Raw genomic sequence first — 17,168 nt, forward strand, 5'->3', positions numbered from 1 at the left:
ACCGTAACAGTAGTAACTATTTCTGTATTTGCACGACAGTTTCTTGTTTTTGCCTTGTGATACACGCTTTCTCCATAATCCCAGGGGGCGTTCCGCGAATTATGGTGTTCCGCGATACAAAAGCTTTTATCGTAAGAGGGCTTATTGTCAGCCTGGCCGCCCTGGTCCTGCTGGGGTGCTCGTCTACCGCACGCCGCGTTCCCGTGCCGTACGCGATCGAGCTGGCTGCCGACGCCAAGGTGAATCCGGACGTGCACGGCCGTCCGTCTCCCATCCAGATCACCGTTTTCGAACTCAGCTCGGCGAGCGCCTTCGAATCGCGCGACTTCTTCTCGCTGCAGTCCGACCCCCAGGCCGCGCTGGGCAAGGAACTGCTCAACACCGACCAGGCGATCCTGCGGCCCGGCGAGACCAAGACCCTGCAGTACACGGGCAATCCCGAGGCGCGCATGGTGGGCATCGTGGCCGGCTACCGCGACCTGGAAAAGAGCCACTGGCGTCTGGTGGTGCCGCTGCCTGAAGCCCAGAACACCAACATCTACAAGGTATGGCAGTTCTCGCCCAACGAAGAAACGATCAAGGTATCGGTGAAGGACAACGGACTGTCCGTCACCGACCGGGAGCGTTCCTGGTGGCCCTTCTAGGTTACGCGCGGCCGGCGGGCCGATGGCGCCGACCTGCAACTACATAGCAAGCATAGTCATGGCAGAGAAGAACAAAGTCGTCTGGTCAGAGGGGATGTTCCTGCGCCCCCAGCATTTCCAGCAGTTCGAGCGTTACCTTGAAGGGCTGGTACAGCGCCGCGCTGCCCCGCTGCAGGGTTTCTTCTGGGGGTTCAGCCACCTGGCGCTGGATCGTGACGCGCTGGCCGTGGGCAAGCTGGTGCTGACGCAGGCGCGCGGGGTGCTGCCAGATGGCACGCCGTTCGACTTCGCTCACCCTGACGACGCGCCGGCGGCGCTGGACGTGCCCGACCATGCGCAGGACGTGCGCGTCATGCTGGCCCTGCCGCGCTCGCGGCCCGGCGCCACCGATGTGCAGTACGAAGACGAGCCCGATTCGCTGGCGCGTTTCCTGGTGCAGGAGGCCGAGGTGTCCGACTCGGGTTCAATGGGTCTGGAGCCGGCTCTGCTGCAACTGGGCAAGTTGCGCCTGCGTCTGATGCTGGAAACGGACCTGGGCGACGAATGGCTGGGCCTGGGCGTGGTCAAGATCGTGGAGCGCCGTGCCGACAACCGGGTGGTGCTGGACGAACGCTACATACCGCCCTGGCTGGCCGCCGGCGCGCAGCCCATGCTGCTGGGCTACGTGCAGGAATTGTTCGGGCTGCTGAACGCCCGCAGCGAAGCGCTGGCCATGAGGCTGTCGCAACCTGGCCGCGGCGGCGTCTCCGAGGTTTCCGACTTCATGCTGCTGGAGACCGTCAACCGGTATGTCGGCGCGTTGTGGCACGCGCGCCAGGCCGAGTGGCTGCATCCCGAACGCCTGTTTCATGACTGGCTCATGCTGGCCTGCGACCTGGCCACGTACACCGCCGCGTCGCGCCGTCCTGAAGTGTTGCCGCAATATGAGCACGACGATCTTCAGGCCACGTTCGAGACGCTGATGAACGAGCTGCGCCGTTCGCTGTCGGCCGTGCTCGAGCAGCACGCACTGCAGATCCCCTTGCAGGACCGGGGCCAGGGGGTGCGCGTGGCCCAGATTCCCGACCTGGAGCTGCTGCGCACTGCGGGCTTCGTGCTGGCCGTGCATGCGGACATGCCGTCCGATACGGTGCGCTCGCGCTTTCCCGCACAGGTCAAGATCGGCCCGGTCGAACGCATACGCGATCTCGTGCACCTGCAGCTGCCCGGCGTCACGGTGCGCGCGCTGCCGGTGGCGCCGCGCCAGATTCCGTACAGCGCGGGCCACGTGTATTTCGAGTTGGACAAGGGGGGCGATTTCTGGAAACAGCTCGAACGCACGGGCGCCCTTGCCTTGCACCTGGCGGGTGAATTCCCTGGATTGTCCATGGAATTCTGGGCCTTGCGCGACTAGCCCCGGGCCGGAGAAAACATGCACGCTTCCGACACTGCCATGCCCGGCCCGCTGGGCGGAGGCATTCCCGAAGGGGCCGCCTCGGCGTCGAGCCGCATGCGCCCTCACGAGTATGTGATCAGTGGCTCGAATCCACTTGTGGCGGCGGCCAATCCGCTGCTGGACCTGATTCCGCAGATCCGCGCCACCACCTCGCATCCGTCGCCGGCCATGCTGCGAGAACACCTGCTTGACGAGATCCGCCAGTTCGAACTGCGCGCGCAGCAGGCAGGCATCACGAACGAAACCATCCTGGGCGCGCGCTATTGCCTGTGCACCGCGCTCGACGAGGCCGCAGCCCTGACCCCCTGGGGCGGCAACGGGGTGTGGTCGGCACACAGCCTGCTGGTCACGTTCCACAACGAGACCTGGGGCGGCGAGAAGTTTTTCCAGTTGCTGGCCAAGCTGTCGCAGAACCCCAGCCAGCACCTGGACCTGCTCGAATTGCTGTATTACTGCCTGGTGCTGGGCTTCGAAGGCCGATATCGCGTGGCCGACAATGGGCGCTCGCAGCTCGAGACGCTGCGCCAGCGCCTGCTGCGCATTCTGCGCAGCGCGCGGGGAGATTATCCGCGCGCCCTGTCGCCCCATTGGCAGGACGTGCCGGCGCAGACTCAGTTGCGCCGCCTGCCGGTGCCCCTCTGGGTGTTCGGCGCCTTGGCCGCCGTGCTGGCCCTGGCCATCTACTGGGCGCTGGCGTTCAGCCTGGGCCGGCAGTCCGACGAGGTGTACACCGCGATCAGCGCGTTGAAGCCGCCCACGGTGCAGATCGCGCCTGCGCGGCGGCCGGCTCCCGCGCCCCGCCTGGCGGTGTTCCTGGCGCCGGAGATCCGCGACGACCTCGTCACTGTGCGCGACGAGGTGGATCGCAGCGTGGTCGTGCTGCGTGGCGACGGATTGTTTGAATCGGGCTCCGCTTCCGTGCGGGAACAGTACCTGCCCGTGCTGTCCCGGGTGGCGGACGCGTTGCGCGAGACAGAGGGCAACATCCTGGTGCGCGGCTACACCGACAACATCCCGATGCGCGGGGCGCGCTACCCCTCGAACTGGCACTTGTCGCAGGCCAGGGCAGATGCCGTGAAAGACCTGTTGGAAACGCGGCTGGACAACCCGCAGCGGGTGCGCGCCGAAGGGCGTGGCGACGCCGATCCGGTGGCCCCTAACGATACCGCGGCCGGACGATCGCGTAACCGCCGGGTGGAAATCACGCTGATGGTGCCGCCGGTGCCGCGGGAAGATACGGTCGAGGGTGCGCGGCAATGATGCATAACGTATTCGGATTCTTGTTCAGCCGGGGGCTTTGGAATTTCTTCGGGCTCGTGGCGCTGGCCTTGCTGGTATGGATCGCAGGCCCCTTGCTGGCCATCGGCGCCACGCGGCCGCTCGAGAGCGAAACTACGCGCATCATTGTCATCGCCGTCATGTTCGGCCTGTGGCTGTTGCGCATTGTCTGGCGCAAATGGCGCGAAGGCCGCCTGAATGCGCAGTTGCTGGGGCAGCTGCGCAAGCCCGCCACCAAGAAGAAGGTGGCGCCCGAGCCAGGCAACGCGGAAATCCGCCAGCTCGAAGAGCGCTTCAATGAAGCCGTTGAACTGCTGCGCAAGACCCGCTTTGAAAGCGGCAAGCGCCGCCTGTCGCTCGACCGGTTCTCGAAGCAGTACCTGTACCAGTTGCCGTGGTACGTCATCATCGGTGCGCCGGGCGCCGGCAAGACCACCGCACTGGTGAACTCGGGCCTGAACTTTCCTCTGGCAGACCGCTACGGCAAAGTGGCCTTGCGCGGCGTGGGCGGAACGCGCAATTGCGACTGGTGGTTCACCGACGACGCCGTGCTGCTGGATACCGCGGGCCGCTACACCACCCACGAAAGCGACGCGACGGGCGACGAAGAAGAGTGGAAGGGGTTCCTGCGCCTGTTGTCGAAGTACCGCGGACGCCAGCCGATCAACGGGGCGATGCTGACTGTCAGCGTGGAGGACCTGCTGGCCGCCTCCGACGCCGAACGGGCGCAGCATGCCGCGGTGCTGCGCCGCCGGCTGCAGGAACTGCGCGAGCAACTGGGTATCCAGTTCCCGGTGTACGTGCTGGTGACCAAGGCTGACCTGCTTTCCGGCTTCGAAGAGTACTTCACCTCGTTCAGCCGTGAAGACCTGTCGCAGGTGTGGGGTTTCACGCTGCCGTATACCCGCACACAGGAGGCCGACTTCGATCTGTACGAGGCCTTCCATGCCGAATACCGGTTGCTGCAGCGGCGGCTGGACGACGCCTTGCCCGAAGTGCTGGCGGCCGAGACCGACGGCGCGCGGCGCGCGCGTGCCTACATGCTGCCGCAGCAATTCGCGGGGTTGCAGGCCGTGCTCGGCCACTTTCTGAGCGATGTGTTCGCCACGTCGAAGTACGAGGCGCGGCTGGTGCCCCGCGGCGTGTATTTCACCAGCGGCACGCAGGGCGGCGAGACCTTCGACCAGGTCACCGGGCACCTGAAGCGTTATCTGCGCATCGACGGCGGGCCGGCGCCCGCGGTCACCGCGCCGGGCGAGGGCGAAGGGCGCAGCTACTTCCTGAAGGGGGTGCTGCAGGATGTGATCTTTCGCGAGGCCGGCCTGGCCGGGCGCAACCTGCGGTGGGAACGCCGCTACCGGCGCCTGCACTGGGCCGGCTATGGGCTGATCGCCGCGCTGCTGGTGGCGCTGCTGGTGGGCTGGGCGATGAGCTATCGCAACAACAAAGACTATGTCGCCGAAGTCTCGCGCCGCGTGCCGACCGTGGAAAAACTCGGCCGCGAGATCAAGATCACTCGCGCGGGCGACGTACTGGGGCTGATGCCATTCCTGGACAGCCTGTGGTATTTGCCGCGGCACGCCAATTTCGAATTGGACGCCCCTCCGCTCAACTACCAGTTCGGCCTGTACCAGGGCCAGAAGATGCAGGCAGCCGCGCAAGGCGTGTACCGCGACACGCTGGAGCAGGTCTTGCTGCCCCAGATCGCGCGGCGGGTCGAGACGGCCCTGCGCACCGCGGCTCCGAACGACCTGGAGTTCTCCTACGAGGCGCTGCGCGCCTACCTGATGCTCTACGAAGCGGACCACTACGACGCCGAGTTCATGCATGCCTGGCTGCTGTCTGACATGCAGAAGACGCTGCCCGAGGGTTATACGCGGCGCCAGTACGAACTGATGTCGCTGCACCTGCGCAATCTGGTGCAAGGGCGGGTGCTCTCGTCGCCGTTCCCCCGTGATGACGAGCTGGTTCAGAAGTCGCGCGACAACCTGGCGCGCTATACGCTGGCCCAGCGCGCTTACAGCCGCCTGCGTCGCATGCTGGCCAACGACGCGCCGGGCCGCGAGCAGACCGCCATCACGCTCGGCGGGCCGCAGGCCAGCGCGGTATTCGTGCGCAAGAGCGGCAAGCCGCTCACACAGGGCATACCGTCGCTGTACAGCTATGACGGCTACTGGAAGGTGTTCAACCAGCGCGTCACGCGCGTGGCAGATCTGCTGCGTCAGGACGACGCCTGGGTGCTTCACATCGAAGCGCCGGGCATGCTGAACCAGAGCGCGCATCAGCAACTGATCGTCGACATCAAGCGGCTGTACATGAACGACTACGTGCAGCAGTGGGATGGGTATCTGAACGATCTGCAGCTGGCGCCCACGACTTCGCTGCTCGAGAATATCCAGATGGCGCGCACGCTGTCTGCGCCCGAGTCGCCGTTGGTGAAGCTGGTGCAGGGGGTGGCTCGGGAAACGTCGCTGCTGCGCGACACGGGCGACGGGCAATCGCTGATGGATCAGGCGCGCAACCGCGTCAGCAGCACGCGCGATGCCCTTGAGCAGATGTTCGGCCCAACCGGCCCCAGCGCCGCGGTGCGGGCGGACGCCTCCGACGAGAAACTGGAGCGCATCGTCGACCTGCATTTCGAACCCTACCGGCGCCTGGCACAGAGTGAAGGGCAGGGATCGCCGCCCGCTATTGCCGCCACCACGGGCCTCATCAACGAGCTGTATACCTACCTGACGGCGGCCGATGCGGCACTGCGCAGCGCCAGCCCTGCGCCTGGCTCGGATGTGGTGACCAAGTTGCGCGCGGAAGCGGGCCGCCTGCCCGAGCCGTTGCGCGAATTGCTCGACAGCCTGTCGGTAAAGGCGTCCGGCGAAATTTCCGAGGCCACGCGCGAGCGGCTGGGCGACACCGTCACAGCCACCATCGGCCTGTTCTGCCGCCAGTCGATTGCCGGACGGTACCCATTTTCAAGCAGTTCATCGCGCGACGTCGCTCCCAACGATATGGCGCGCCTGTTCGGGCCGAATGGCATGATGGATGACTTCTTCCAGAAGCACCTGGCCACGCAGATCGATGTGTCGGGTTCGCGCTGGCGCTTCAAGCCCGGCATCGATGGACAGCAGGGCGACAAGGCCGCCTACCTGGACTCTTTCCAGCGTGCCGGCGTCATCCGCGATGTCTACTTCACCACGGGCAATCCGCTGCCGTCGTACCGGGTGGCCATCCGGCCCATCGAAATGGACGCGCAGATTACGCAGTTCCTCATGGATGTGGACGGACAGACCGTGCGCTACGCCCACGGGCCCCAGGTAGCGACCAACGTGCAATGGCCGGGGCCGCGCGGCACCAATCAGGCGCGCATCGAACTCACGCCACAGACCGGCCCCGCCGGCATGTCGGCATCTGGGCCATGGGCCTTGAACAGGCTGCTCGACAAGGCGCAGCTGCGCCGCGGCGCGTCGCCTGAAATCACCATCGCCACGTTCGACATCAATGGGCGCAAGGTCGTGCTGGAAATCACGGCCAGCAGTGTGAAAAGTCCTTTCCATCTTGCCGAGATGCAGGGGTTTTCCTGCCCCGGTCGCTAGGCGCCAGACGGGATTCGACATGGATCATGCAACCGAGAAACTGGGGTGGTACGGCAAGATTCCGGCCGCGGGCGATTTTGTACACCGGCGTCTGCCGCGCGAGCTCATTGCGTGGTGGGACCGCTGGCTGCAGTACGGACTGGCCGCCTTGAAGCAGGCGCCGGATGACGGCGCGGCGCGCAGTTTCGCGCATGCGCCCATATGGAACTTCGCCATACCCGCGGGCCCCAGCGGCAACGGGGCCCAACTGGGCTGCATCGCGCCCAGCCGCGACCGGGTCGGCCGGGGCTACCCCTTGTGCGTCGTCGCGGCCATATCGCCCGACGCCTATCACAGCGGCATGCTGGAAGGCGCCAATGACTACTACCGCCAGATCGGCGCCTCTATCCTGTCGGCGGTCAGGCACGGCTGCGCGGCCGAGCAGTTCGACCGCGAGCTCCAGGAAATCCGCGTACCCGGTGCTGTGGTGCCCGTTCAGCGATCCAGCGGCAGCGACATCATGGACATTCTCAATGCCGGCCTGGAAAACGGCGCGGAACCGGTGGCCTCGCGCAACCTGGCCGCCTGGCCGGACCTGCCGTTCTGTTTCAACCCGAGTTCGCATACCAGTTATTGGTGGACCAACCAGGTCGATGGCGCCGCTTTGCAGACGTACGTGCACGGCGGCGCGCTGAACGCCGCGCTGTTCACCCGATTGTTCGCGTCGCTGCCGGCCTGGCGCTAGCGCGTCGGCGCGGCTGGCTGGCCACCCCACACGTGCCCCGGAGTTTTCAGTATGAGTGCATCTTCCGCTATACCGCCGCGCCGCGAGGCGCACGCCGGTCTCGGACCCAGCCACAGGCCGTTGAGCGCGATCGCGGCCGCCGCCAGCGGCGGCGTGCCGCAGGCGCGCATCCGGCGGGTGCTGGCCGACGTGGCCGGGCCATTGGCCGAGCTGCATCGGCAGGGCCAGGTACATGGCGCAGTGGCCATGAGCACGATAGGGCTGGACAGTTCGGGGCAGGCGCACCTGCTGACGGATCCCCTGGTGCCCGCGGCGGATGCCGAGAACGCAGCGCGCATCAAGGGCTATGCGGCGTTCGAGCAATACACCGACGACCCCGAACGCCCGTGCGGCCCCTGGACAGATATCTACGGCCTCGCCGCCGTGGCCCATACGCTGGTGGTCGGAGCCGCGCCGCCGGATGCCCTGGCCCGCTGCGTCAAGGATACCTATGTGCCCCTGGCGGGTCGCGAGCTGGGCGCCTATGACGCCGACTTCCTGCAGGCGGTGGACCGCGCGCTGTCCATGATGCACACCGCGCGTCCGGCCGACATGCAAGCCTGCGCCGAAGCGTTCGGATTCGTTCTGCCCGCGCAGATGCCGGACGAACCGGAGCCCGTGCCGACGGCCCCCGAACCCGATCTGCCGCCCGTCGCGGCGCCGGCCCGGTCGGCGCCCGGCCCGCGCGTGCCGCTGCTGGTCATGCTGGGGGTGTTGGGCGCCGTGGCGCTCGCCGTTTATCTGTGGCTTCGGCCGGGCGCGCCTGGCTCTCGTCCGTTGGAACAGGCGGCCCCCACGCCTGCTCCCGCCGTATCGAGCGAAACGCCCGTGCCTACGCCGCCGGCACTGTCCGACCTGGGCGCCTTGCGCGCGCCCGGCGTCACTGCGGGCGCGGGCCCGGCCGCGTCGCCCACCGAGCCTGGTGCGGTGGCACCGGGAGAGGCCCTGGCGCCCGACGCTACGCCGGGCGGCATGTCCCCTGCGCCTGCCGCCGGGTCCGGGCAAGAGGCGCCAGATGTGGCCGCACCCCAGGTGCCCGCCGGGCAGGGGGAATCGACGCAGGGTGGGGCTGCGGAGGCCGCCGATCCGGGGCAAGCCGGTGAATCGGCGCCGCCCGATGCCGCGCCGCAGACCGGCGATCCGCAACAGCCCGGTGCGGCGCCGCCGAGCGATGATCCGGCGACGGCTGTCGATACCGCGCAGCCCGGGGAAGCCGTGGGGACGGAGGTGGGCGGCCAGGAGGCAGGCGGGGCAGGCGCCCCGGGCGCTGGCGGCGAGGGCGAGCCTGGCGAGCAGCAGGCCGACGATTCAGCTGCGCCCCAGGCAGATACCGACGACGGCGAGGCCGGCGCCGAGCCGGCCGCCGTCGAGCCTGCGCCCGCCGCGGTCGCGGTGCGGGTACAGGTGCGGCCCTGGGGCGAAGTCCTGGTCGATGGTCGTTCGCGGGGAATCAGCCCACCGCTGACACAGCTGATGCTGGCGCCCGGCAGGCACCGAGTCACGATACGCAATCCGGCCGCACCGGACTTTCACACAACGGTCGAGGTACGCCCGGGCGGTTCGGCAGCCATCTCGCATGTCTTCGAATAGGGCCGCCGCGGATCAGCCTGCCAGGCTGACGCGCGGGCTTCCGAAGCCGCCCTCTTCGGCGACGCTCGTGTCTTCCGCGACTTCGGCCGTGAACATGTATCCCCAGCCGTGCACCGCCTTGATCGGCAGGCGCATGTGCTGGGCGGCCGCCTTGCGTCGCATGCGGCTGATCATGACATCGACGAAGCGGCCGCGCCGTTCGCCCTCGGCTGGATCGCCCGAATGCAGGCCGTCCGAAATGAGCGTGTCGCGGCTGACCTTCTTGTCGGGAGCCCTGGCCAGCCGCAGCAGAAAGCCCCGTTCGGCGGTGGTCAGCGCCAACTGTTGCCCTGCCGGCGCGATCAGGGTCCAGCCCTTGCTGGCCAGGCGCCAGCCAGAGGCGGTGCCGGATTCGGTTTCGGACAAGCCGCCGTGTTCGGCGCTGACCGCCCGCGGGGGAGAGGCCGGTTCGCCGCCAGTCGCAAGTGGCGTGTCGGGCACGCGGCGCAGCAGCGACTGGAATACCGCCGCGAGTTCCAGGCCGCTGGTGGCAACATCCAGGCAGGCGTCCGCGCCGCACAGCAGGGTACGCACGCGCGCTTCGCTGTCGGGAAAGGACGCCAGCACGATGATGCCCAGCGTATGCCGCATGGCGCGCAACTGCGCGGTGGCGACGTGGATTTTCGGCAGCCGGCCGGTCAGCACGATCAGCGACACATTGTGCTGCGACACATGGTCGTAGAGCTCGGCCAGGTCGGAATAGCGATGCACTTTGAAGCCAAGCTGCGTCAGGTCCGCGAGCGGCTGCGGGCGGGTGTGGTCGTCTTCAGCGAGAAACAACACATCCAGCAAGTTATTCATGGTTCCCTTCCGAATGAAGGAGCAAGGACTGGCTTGCCGTGTCCGGCCCGGGCGGGACACGGCGATGTTGCGCGTGGGCAACGAGGAAAGTAAGGCGCCATGAGCCGCCAACGGCACGTCCCGCAGCCGCTACGCGACGATTTTGGCGGAATCGGGAAGGCAGGCGGGGTGGCGGCCAGAAGGAGGCCGGAACAACACGTGCGTCATTTAACCCTAAACGATCCAGTATGTGAACATCGAGCACTAATTTCTGCATGCCACACGTTGCCTATGTTGCCGCCCGCCGGCGCTTGCTGATGTGCGCGCGGTACAGTACGGGTTATTGATACACGGAGCCTCTGTATGCCGATTGCCCCGCTTTTCCGCTTAGTGATCCTCGCCGCCCTCGGGGGCGTGCTGGCCGGCTGCGCATCCAGCACCGGGCACGCGGTCGCCAAGGGCGCGGCGGCCGCCAACGCGGCGACCAGCGCCGATTCTCTGGCGCAGACGCGTTGGGAACTGACCCGATGGACCGCGCCCGACGGCACCGCGCGTGCCGTGCCGCAAGGCGCCGATGCGCGTCCGATCGAGCTGATTTTCCTGGCGCACGACGATCAATACCGGGTGCAAGGCTACGCGGGATGCAACCGCTACGCAGGCAGCTACAAGCTGCAGAACGGCAAACTGACCATTTCCGCGCCGGCCGCCACGCGCATGGCCTGCCCCTCGCCCGAGCTCGCCAGGCTCGAGGCCGACTACCTGGGCGCACTGGCCGGAATCCGGTCGTTCACCCTGGACAGTGGCGGCGCCCCGCGGCGCCTGAGCTTCAATGTGCGAGACGGCGAGGTTCTGGAATTCACCCGGCGCCAGGATCCGCCCACGCCAAAATAAGCGCGTTACGGATTGTAAATACTAGTTTGGAAAAAGGCGATATCAATCGCTGCCTACCATGCCTGCTGTTACGAATATTGCTGCCTACAAGTTTATTGCCCTGGACAATCTGCCCGCCTTGCGAGACGACATATACTCGCGCGCCGAGGCAGGGGGCCTGAAAGGCACGGTGCTGCTCGCGCCCGAAGGCCTCAACTTGTTCCTGGCTGGCGCGCAGCCTGCCATTTCGGCCCTGCTGCAGTGGCTGCAGTCCGACCCGCGCTTCGCTGACCTGGACGTTAAATTCAGCTTATCCGAAGCCGTGCCGTTTCGCCGGCTGCGCGTGAAGATCAAGCGCGAAATCATCCGCATGGACCATCCGGCTATCCGGCCGCAGGCGGGGCGGGCGCCGGCCGTGGCATCGGCGACGCTGGCGCGGTGGCTGGAACAAGGCACCGACGACGAGGGCAGGCCCCTCGTCATGCTCGACACCCGCAACGCCTTCGAAGTCGACGCCGGTACCTTCGAGGGCGCGATCGATTGGCGGATCGAACGCTTTACTCAGTTTCCCGCTGCCGTGCAGGCGCATCGGGATACGCTGCGAGGCAAGACCGTGGTCAGTTTCTGCACCGGCGGTATTCGATGCGAAAAGGCGGCCCTGTACATGGCGGAAGCCGGCATCGACCATGTCTACCAGCTCGAAGGGGGCATCTTGAAGTATTTCGAAGAGACCGGCGGCACGGGCTTCAAGGGCCACTGCTTCGTATTCGATGAACGTGTCGCACTGGACCCGGCATTGGCGCCCATGGCCGAGCCCGCCGCGTCCGGCGCCGCCTAGCCCCATCATGCAGGCGGCGGCGCCGGGCGGCGCGCAGGTCCTGGGGGTCGGGCGCCAGCTGCGCCGGCTGCTGCGCGCCACCGCGGCGCTGCTGGTGGGCGTGGCCATGCTGGCGGGCTGCTCGGCGCCACCCCTGCCCGAACGCGCCCCATCCCGGGCGTTGCCTCCCGAGGCGGCGCGCGCCACGGTGCTGGGCAAGGCCATCGGGCCCCTGGCCGAACAGCATCCGGGCCTCTCCGGCATCTACCCCCTGACCGAGCCTCTTGCCGCGTTCGCCGCGCGCGCCTTGCTGGTGCAGGCGGCGGAAAAAACGCTCGATGTGCAGTACTACATCTGGCGCGGCGACATGACCGGCACGCTCCTGCTCGAGGCTCTGCATGATGCCGCGGAGCGCGGCGTGCGGGTGCGGCTGCTGCTGGACGACAACGGCATTGCGGGGCTCGACGATGTGCTGGCGGCACTGGATGCCCATCCCAATATCGAAGTGCGGCTGTTCAATCCATTCACCGTGCGCCAGCCCAAGCTGCTGGGATTCCTGACCGACTTTTCCCGCCTGAACCGGCGCATGCACAACAAGTCGTTCACCGCCGACAATCAAGCCACCATCATCGGGGGGCGCAACATCGGCGACGAATATTTCGGCGCTGCCGACGACGTCCTGTTCGCCGACCTGGACCTGCTGGCCGTGGGGCAGGTGGTGGGCGAGGTGTCGGAAGACTTCGACCGGTATTGGGCCAGCGAGGCCGCTTATCCCGCCGAAGCGCTGCTGGGGACGGCCGACGCCACGCCCCTGCAGGCGCTGCATGAGGCGGCCGACGAGGTCGAGCAGAACCCCGCGGCGTCGATGTATATGCAGGCCCTGCGAGATCTTCCCTTCATCGGCCAGATGCTGGAAGGGAAGTTGGAATTCGAATGGGCGCCCACGCGCGTGGTCAGTGACGACCCCGCCAAGGTGCTGGATCCCGAGGCAGCCTCGGTGACGCTGGTCGACGAGCTCAAGCAGGCCATCGGCGAACCGTCCATCGAGCTCGAGCTGGTGTCACCGTATTTCGTGCCCACCGCCGCCGGCACCGAAGCGCTGGCGCAGATGGTGCAGCGCGGCGTCCGGGTGCAAGTGCTGACCAATGCCTACGAAGCGACTGATGTGGCGGTGGTGCATTCGGGATATGCCAGGCAACGCAAGGCATTGCTGCAGGGCGGCGTGACCCTGTACGAAATGCGCGGCGAGCGCGACTCCCGGCCGCAGGGGGCAGGGTCGTTCGGCAGTTCGGGTTCGAGCCTGCATGCCAAGACGTTTTCGGTCGATCGCCAGCGCGTATTCGTGGGGTCGTTCAATTTCGATCCGCGCTCCATCAACCTGAATACGGAGCTGGGCTTCGTGGTGGACAGCCCCGCCCTGGCAAACCGGATGGCCGATCTTTTCGAGCGCGATATCGCGAGCCGGGCGTACCGGGTTGGCCTCACGCCCGACGGTGCCCTGTACTGGGTGGGCTACCAGGACGGCGTGCAGCGACGCTACGACACCGAGCCTGGAACGTCGTGGTGGGAACGCGGGCTGATCTGGCTGCTGTCCCTGTTGCCTATCGAACCGCTGCTGTAAGGTCGCGGCCAGTGCCGGGGCGGGCGGCGCCCGGCCCTGGCCGCCAGCGTCAGCGGACGCGCATCCCGGGCTGCGCACCCGGCCAGGGTTCCAGCACGTAGATTCCGGCGTCCACCGCGTCGTCAGCGTGGCTCGCGGCCAGCACCATGCCTTCGGACACGCCGAACTTCATTTTTCGCGGCGCCAGATTGGCGACCATGACGGTGAGCTTGCCCACCAGCTGTTCGGGCTGATACGCCGATTTGATACCGGAAAACACGTTGCGATGCCGCCCCTCGCCGACATCCAGCGTCAGCTGCAGCAGCTTGGTGGAGCCTTCCACGTGCTGGCAGTCGACGATCCGGGCGATGCGCAAGTCGATTTTGGCGAAGTCATCGATGGTGATGGTGTCGGCCACCGCTTCGCCGCCGGGCACGAGCGCCTGCGCGTCTGCGGCGCCGGCTTCCGGCGCGGCAGGCTCGAACAACTGGTCGAGCAGCACGGGGTCGACGCGCTGCATCAGGTGCTTGAAGGGTGCCACGCGTTGCGGCAACACGGCGGCGTCGGCCCAGGTGAATGGCTTGTCGCCGCCGAACAGTTCGCGCGCCACCCGGTCGGTGAGCGCTGGCAGCACCGGCGCCAGCATGACCGACAGGGCCTTGAACCCGGCCAGCGAGCGCGAGCAGATGTCCTGCAGCCGCGCCTTCTGTGCCGCGTCGTCCGAGCCGATGCCCTTGGCCAGCACCCAGGGCTGGGCGGTGTCGAAGGCCTGGTTGATGCCATCGGCATAGGCCATGATCTCGCGTATGGCGCGGTTGTACTCTCGAGCTTCAAAGGCCGCCCGGATCGAATCGGCCTGCGCGGCGAACTCGGCCGACAGCGCGGCGGTGTCGCCTTCATAGGCCAGTTCCCCATCGAAATGACGGGTAATGAAAGTGGCGGCGCGGCTGGCGATGTTGACGTACTTGCCGACCAGGTCGCTGTTGACCCGCGCGACGAAATCGTCGGGATTGAAGTCGATGTCTTCGACGCGCGCGTTCAGCTTGGCCGCAATGTAATAACGCAGCCATTCGGCATCCATGCCGATGTCGAGATAGCGCAGCGGCGAAATGCCGGTGCCGCGGCTCTTGGACATTTTCTCGCCGCTGACCGTGATGAAACCGTGCACGTTCAGCGCGTCGGGCGTCTTGCGGCCCGCGAACTTCAGCATGGCGGGCCAGAACAGTGCATGGAAATAGATGATGTCCTTGCCGATGAAGTGGACCTGCTCGGTGGTGCCCTGCGGGTCGAGCAGGGCGTCGAAGTCCAGGCCCTGTTGGTCGCAGTACGATTTCAACGAGGCCAGGTAGCCTACCGGGGCGTCCAGCCATACGTAAAAATACTTGCCCGGCGCATCGGGAATCTCGATGCCGAAATAGGGCGCGTCACGCGAGATGTCCCAGTCGCCCAGCTTGGCCTCGCCTTCGTCATCGCCCAGCCATTCACGGGTCTTGGCCAGCACTTCGGGCTGCAGGTGCTTGTTGCCGGCCGCGTTCGTGCCCGTGGTCCAGTGTTGCAGGAATTCAACGCAACGCGGGTCGGAGAGCTTGAAGAAAAAGTGTTCCGATGACTTCAGCACCGGCGTGGCGCCCGTCAGTGTCGAATACGGACTGATCAGGTCGGTGGGGGCGTAGACCGCGCCGCACACTTCGCAGGAGTCGCCGTATTGGTCCTTGGCGTGGCATTTCGGGCATTCTCCCTTGATATAGCGATCGGCCAGGAACATGCCCTTGACGGGGTCGAAGAACTGTTCGATGGAACGGGTGTCGATCAGGCCGGCGCCTTTCAGGGCGCGGTAGATATCCTGGGACAACGCGACGTTTTCGGCCGAATCCGTGGAATGCCAGTGGTCGAAGCGGATATGGAAGCCGTTCAGGTAACGCGGACGTTCTTCGGCATAGCGGGCCACCAGCGCCTGCGGCGATATGCCTTCTTTTTCCGCCTTGAGCATGATGGGCGCGCCGTGCGCGTCATCGGCGCCCACGAAATGCACCGTGTGGCCCGCCATGCGCATCGAGCGTACCCAGATGTCGGCCTGGATGTATTCCATGATGTGGCCGATATGGAAGGATCCGTTGGCGTAGGGCAGCGCGGTGGTGACGAACAGGGTGCGGGACATAGCGTGTGTGGTGGTTCGCAATGGGGTGGCCGGGTATTTTAGCGGCCTCGCGGGGGGACGGCACCGTCAGGCACCAAAGCATACGCCCCCGCACCGGGCGGGCCGGGGCGGGGGCGGGGGCGGAGAATGCTGCCGTAGCGCTTAGCGGACTTCCCGGACCTCGACGTCGATGACGTCGTTACGCGCGCCCGGGAAAGGGGCGGCGGCTTCAGGCCGGAAGGCGCCAGGGCGCGCCGTTTGGCGTTGGCTCCAGTAAGCGCGCACGCCGAATGGCTTGCCGCGCACCTTGGCCACAATGTACAGGATGCCCACCGCAATGGCGGTGGAGATCATGAACACCAGGGCCATGGCCATGCCGAAAAGAGCGAGAACGGCAAATGCGACGGCACGGAGAAATCGGGAGATAGTGTCGGTCATGATGGTCGGACGCAAAACAGGACAAAAGGTTCCCGCGTATCCGCTATCCTTCGGGGTAGCGGTCGGCGCAAAGCCGTCCTGCCTATGGAAGCAGAGTAATGAGTATAACGACAGCGCAAGTGCGTCAGGCATTGCGAGCCGTGACAGACCCCTTTTCCGGGCAGGCACTGGCCGATTTTGTAAAAGACAGTGACATCGTATTGGACGGCGCGGGCGGTTCGGTCCGGGTGCAGCTGGGTTATCCGGACGGTCCTGCAGCCAATGAGGTCCGGCAGGCCGCGCGCCAGGCCCTCGACGGCGCCAGTCTGAACGCCGTGGCCGTCACCGTCCGGGCGGCGGTAGCCACCCACGCCGTCCAGCGTGGCCTGAAGCCGCTGCCGACGGTGCGCAACATCATTGCCGTTGCGTCGGGCAAGGGCGGGGTGGGCAAAAGCACCACTTCCGTTAACCTGGCGCTGGCGCTGGCGGCCGAGGGCGCGCGCGTCGGCATTCTCGACGCCGATATCTATGGGCCCAGCGTGCCGACCATGCTGGGCCTGTCCGGCAAGCCGGTCAGCCACGACAACAAAACCATGGAGCCTCTCGAAGGCCATGGGCTGCAGGCCAATTCCATCGGGTTCCTCATCGATCCAGACGCGCCCGCCATCTGGCGCGGCCCCATGGTGACGCGCGCCTTCGAGCAGATGCTGCAACAGACCAACTGGGTCGACCTGGATTACCTGATCATCGATATGCCACCCGGCACCGGCGACCTGGCCCTGACCCTGGCCCAGAAGGTGCCCGTGGTGGGCGCGGTCATTGTCACCACGCCGCAAGACCTGGCGCTGCAGGACGCCCGCAAGGGCTTGCGCATGTTCCAGAAGGTCGATGTACCCATTCTGGGCATCGTGGAAAACATGGCGATCCACGTATGCAGCCAGTGCGGCCATGCCGAGGCCATATTCGGCGAGGGCGGCGGTCGCCGCATGGCCGAACAGTACCAGGCGCGTTGGCTGGGCAGTTTGCCGCTGGCCATGGACATCCGTGCTCACACCGATGCGGGGCGCCCCAGCGTTGTCGCCGACCCCCAGGGCGAGGCCGCGCGGCGCTACCGCGATATCGCCCGCAAGCTCGCCGCTGCGGTGGCTGCGCTGCCGCGCGACATGGCCGGGCGCCTGCCGCCGGTCGTCGCGCAGGCGCCGATCTGA

At 66.6% G+C, this 17,168-nt stretch carries 13 protein-coding genes; 10 read left to right on the forward strand and 3 right to left on the reverse strand.

Features of this window, described 5'->3' with window-relative positions; genetic code table 11:
• Positions 1 to 101 precede the first annotated feature (101 nt).
• Genes tssJ through ACV17W_RS17130 form a run of 6 tightly spaced genes read left to right on the forward strand, consistent with a single transcriptional unit; the run spans position 102 to position 9,300 of the window.
• On the forward strand, positions 102 to 644 hold the full coding sequence (tssJ, locus tag ACV17W_RS17105; protein WP_462593538.1) for a type VI secretion system lipoprotein TssJ: 543 nt from the start codon (positions 102 to 104) through the stop codon (positions 642 to 644).
• A gap of 58 nt (positions 645 to 702) precedes the next feature.
• A complete protein-coding gene (gene tssK / locus ACV17W_RS17110; RefSeq protein WP_462593539.1) occupies positions 703 to 2,037 on the forward strand; it encodes a type VI secretion system baseplate subunit TssK in 1,335 nt (444 codons plus the stop codon).
• 18 nt (positions 2,038 to 2,055) lie between these two features.
• Positions 2,056 to 3,339 (forward strand): DotU family type VI secretion system protein, encoded by a 1,284-nt coding sequence (locus tag ACV17W_RS17115; protein ID WP_462593540.1) that lies wholly within the window; start codon positions 2,056 to 2,058, stop codon positions 3,337 to 3,339.
• A complete protein-coding gene (gene tssM / locus ACV17W_RS17120) occupies positions 3,336 to 6,947 on the forward strand; it encodes a type VI secretion system membrane subunit TssM (RefSeq protein WP_462593541.1) in 3,612 nt (1,203 codons plus the stop codon). The genes ACV17W_RS17115 and tssM overlap by 4 nt, the downstream gene beginning before the upstream one ends.
• A gap of 19 nt (positions 6,948 to 6,966) precedes the next feature.
• Positions 6,967 to 7,671 carry a type VI secretion system-associated protein TagF gene (gene tagF, locus ACV17W_RS17125; RefSeq protein ID WP_462593542.1) on the forward strand — a complete coding sequence of 235 codons (705 nt, stop codon included), beginning with the start codon at positions 6,967 to 6,969 and terminating at the stop codon, positions 7,669 to 7,671.
• 51 nt (positions 7,672 to 7,722) lie between these two features.
• A complete protein-coding gene (locus ACV17W_RS17130; RefSeq protein ID WP_462593543.1) occupies positions 7,723 to 9,300 on the forward strand; it encodes a hypothetical protein in 1,578 nt (525 codons plus the stop codon).
• Between the two features lie 12 nt (positions 9,301 to 9,312).
• Here the strand turns inward: ACV17W_RS17130 and ACV17W_RS17135 are convergent, their stop codons facing one another.
• Complete coding sequence (locus tag ACV17W_RS17135; RefSeq protein WP_462593544.1) at positions 9,313 to 10,140, reverse strand: response regulator transcription factor; 828 nt, start codon at positions 10,138 to 10,140, stop codon at positions 9,313 to 9,315.
• 342 nt (positions 10,141 to 10,482) lie between these two features.
• On the opposite strand from ACV17W_RS17135, the gene ACV17W_RS17140 reads away from it, so the two are divergent.
• From ACV17W_RS17140 to ACV17W_RS17150, 3 genes are read left to right on the forward strand one after another with little or no spacing between them, the layout of a single operon-like run.
• On the forward strand, positions 10,483 to 11,010 hold the full coding sequence (locus ACV17W_RS17140; RefSeq protein WP_462593545.1) for an META domain-containing protein: 528 nt from the start codon (positions 10,483 to 10,485) through the stop codon (positions 11,008 to 11,010).
• 58 nt (positions 11,011 to 11,068) lie between these two features.
• Complete coding sequence (locus ACV17W_RS17145; protein WP_462593546.1) at positions 11,069 to 11,827, forward strand: sulfurtransferase; 759 nt, start codon at positions 11,069 to 11,071, stop codon at positions 11,825 to 11,827.
• A 7-nt stretch (positions 11,828 to 11,834) separates the two neighbouring features.
• Positions 11,835 to 13,427 (forward strand): phospholipase D family protein, encoded by a 1,593-nt coding sequence (locus tag ACV17W_RS17150; RefSeq protein WP_462593547.1) that lies wholly within the window; start codon positions 11,835 to 11,837, stop codon positions 13,425 to 13,427.
• A 49-nt stretch (positions 13,428 to 13,476) separates the two neighbouring features.
• On the opposite strand, the gene metG is transcribed toward ACV17W_RS17150, so the two are convergent.
• Both metG and ACV17W_RS17160 read right to left on the reverse strand, forming a co-directional pair.
• Positions 13,477 to 15,564, reverse strand: a complete 2,088-nt coding sequence (gene metG / locus ACV17W_RS17155) for a methionine--tRNA ligase (protein WP_462593548.1) — start codon at positions 15,562 to 15,564, stop codon at positions 13,477 to 13,479.
• Between the two features lie 141 nt (positions 15,565 to 15,705).
• The gene (locus tag ACV17W_RS17160; RefSeq protein WP_462593549.1) at positions 15,706 to 15,981 is read right to left on the reverse strand and encodes a hypothetical protein; all 276 of its coding nucleotides are present in this window, start codon (positions 15,979 to 15,981) and stop codon (positions 15,706 to 15,708) included.
• 98 nt (positions 15,982 to 16,079) lie between these two features.
• Here ACV17W_RS17160 and apbC point away from each other — a divergent pair, with 98 nt between their 5' ends.
• Positions 16,080 to 17,168 carry an iron-sulfur cluster carrier protein ApbC gene (apbC, locus tag ACV17W_RS17165; protein ID WP_462593550.1) on the forward strand — a complete coding sequence of 363 codons (1,089 nt, stop codon included), beginning with the start codon at positions 16,080 to 16,082 and terminating at the stop codon, positions 17,166 to 17,168.

It is taken from the genome of Bordetella sp. MIP270_01_BMS (assembly GCF_054958705.1).

What these genes read in the sequence shown, in the direction of transcription:
- tssJ (WP_462593538.1), top strand. Translation starts at nt 102, where the DNA reads ATGGTGTTCCGCGATACAAAAGCTTTTATCGTAAGAGGGCTTATTGTC.
- tssK (WP_462593539.1), top strand. Translation starts at nt 703, where the DNA reads ATGGCAGAGAAGAACAAAGTCGTCTGGTCAGAGGGGATGTTCCTGCGC.
- ACV17W_RS17115 (WP_462593540.1), top strand. Translation starts at nt 2,056, where the DNA reads ATGCACGCTTCCGACACTGCCATGCCCGGCCCGCTGGGCGGAGGCATT.
- tssM (WP_462593541.1), top strand. Translation starts at nt 3,336, where the DNA reads ATGATGCATAACGTATTCGGATTCTTGTTCAGCCGGGGGCTTTGGAAT.
- tagF (WP_462593542.1), top strand. Translation starts at nt 6,967, where the DNA reads ATGGATCATGCAACCGAGAAACTGGGGTGGTACGGCAAGATTCCGGCC.
- ACV17W_RS17130 (WP_462593543.1), top strand. Translation starts at nt 7,723, where the DNA reads ATGAGTGCATCTTCCGCTATACCGCCGCGCCGCGAGGCGCACGCCGGT.
- ACV17W_RS17135 (WP_462593544.1), bottom strand. Translation starts at nt 10,140, where the DNA reads ATGAATAACTTGCTGGATGTGTTGTTTCTCGCTGAAGACGACCACACC.
- ACV17W_RS17140 (WP_462593545.1), top strand. Translation starts at nt 10,483, where the DNA reads ATGCCGATTGCCCCGCTTTTCCGCTTAGTGATCCTCGCCGCCCTCGGG.
- ACV17W_RS17145 (WP_462593546.1), top strand. Translation starts at nt 11,069, where the DNA reads ATGCCTGCTGTTACGAATATTGCTGCCTACAAGTTTATTGCCCTGGAC.
- ACV17W_RS17150 (WP_462593547.1), top strand. Translation starts at nt 11,835, where the DNA reads ATGCAGGCGGCGGCGCCGGGCGGCGCGCAGGTCCTGGGGGTCGGGCGC.
- metG (WP_462593548.1), bottom strand. Translation starts at nt 15,564, where the DNA reads ATGTCCCGCACCCTGTTCGTCACCACCGCGCTGCCCTACGCCAACGGA.
- ACV17W_RS17160 (WP_462593549.1), bottom strand. Translation starts at nt 15,981, where the DNA reads ATGACCGACACTATCTCCCGATTTCTCCGTGCCGTCGCATTTGCCGTT.
- apbC (WP_462593550.1), top strand. Translation starts at nt 16,080, where the DNA reads ATGAGTATAACGACAGCGCAAGTGCGTCAGGCATTGCGAGCCGTGACA.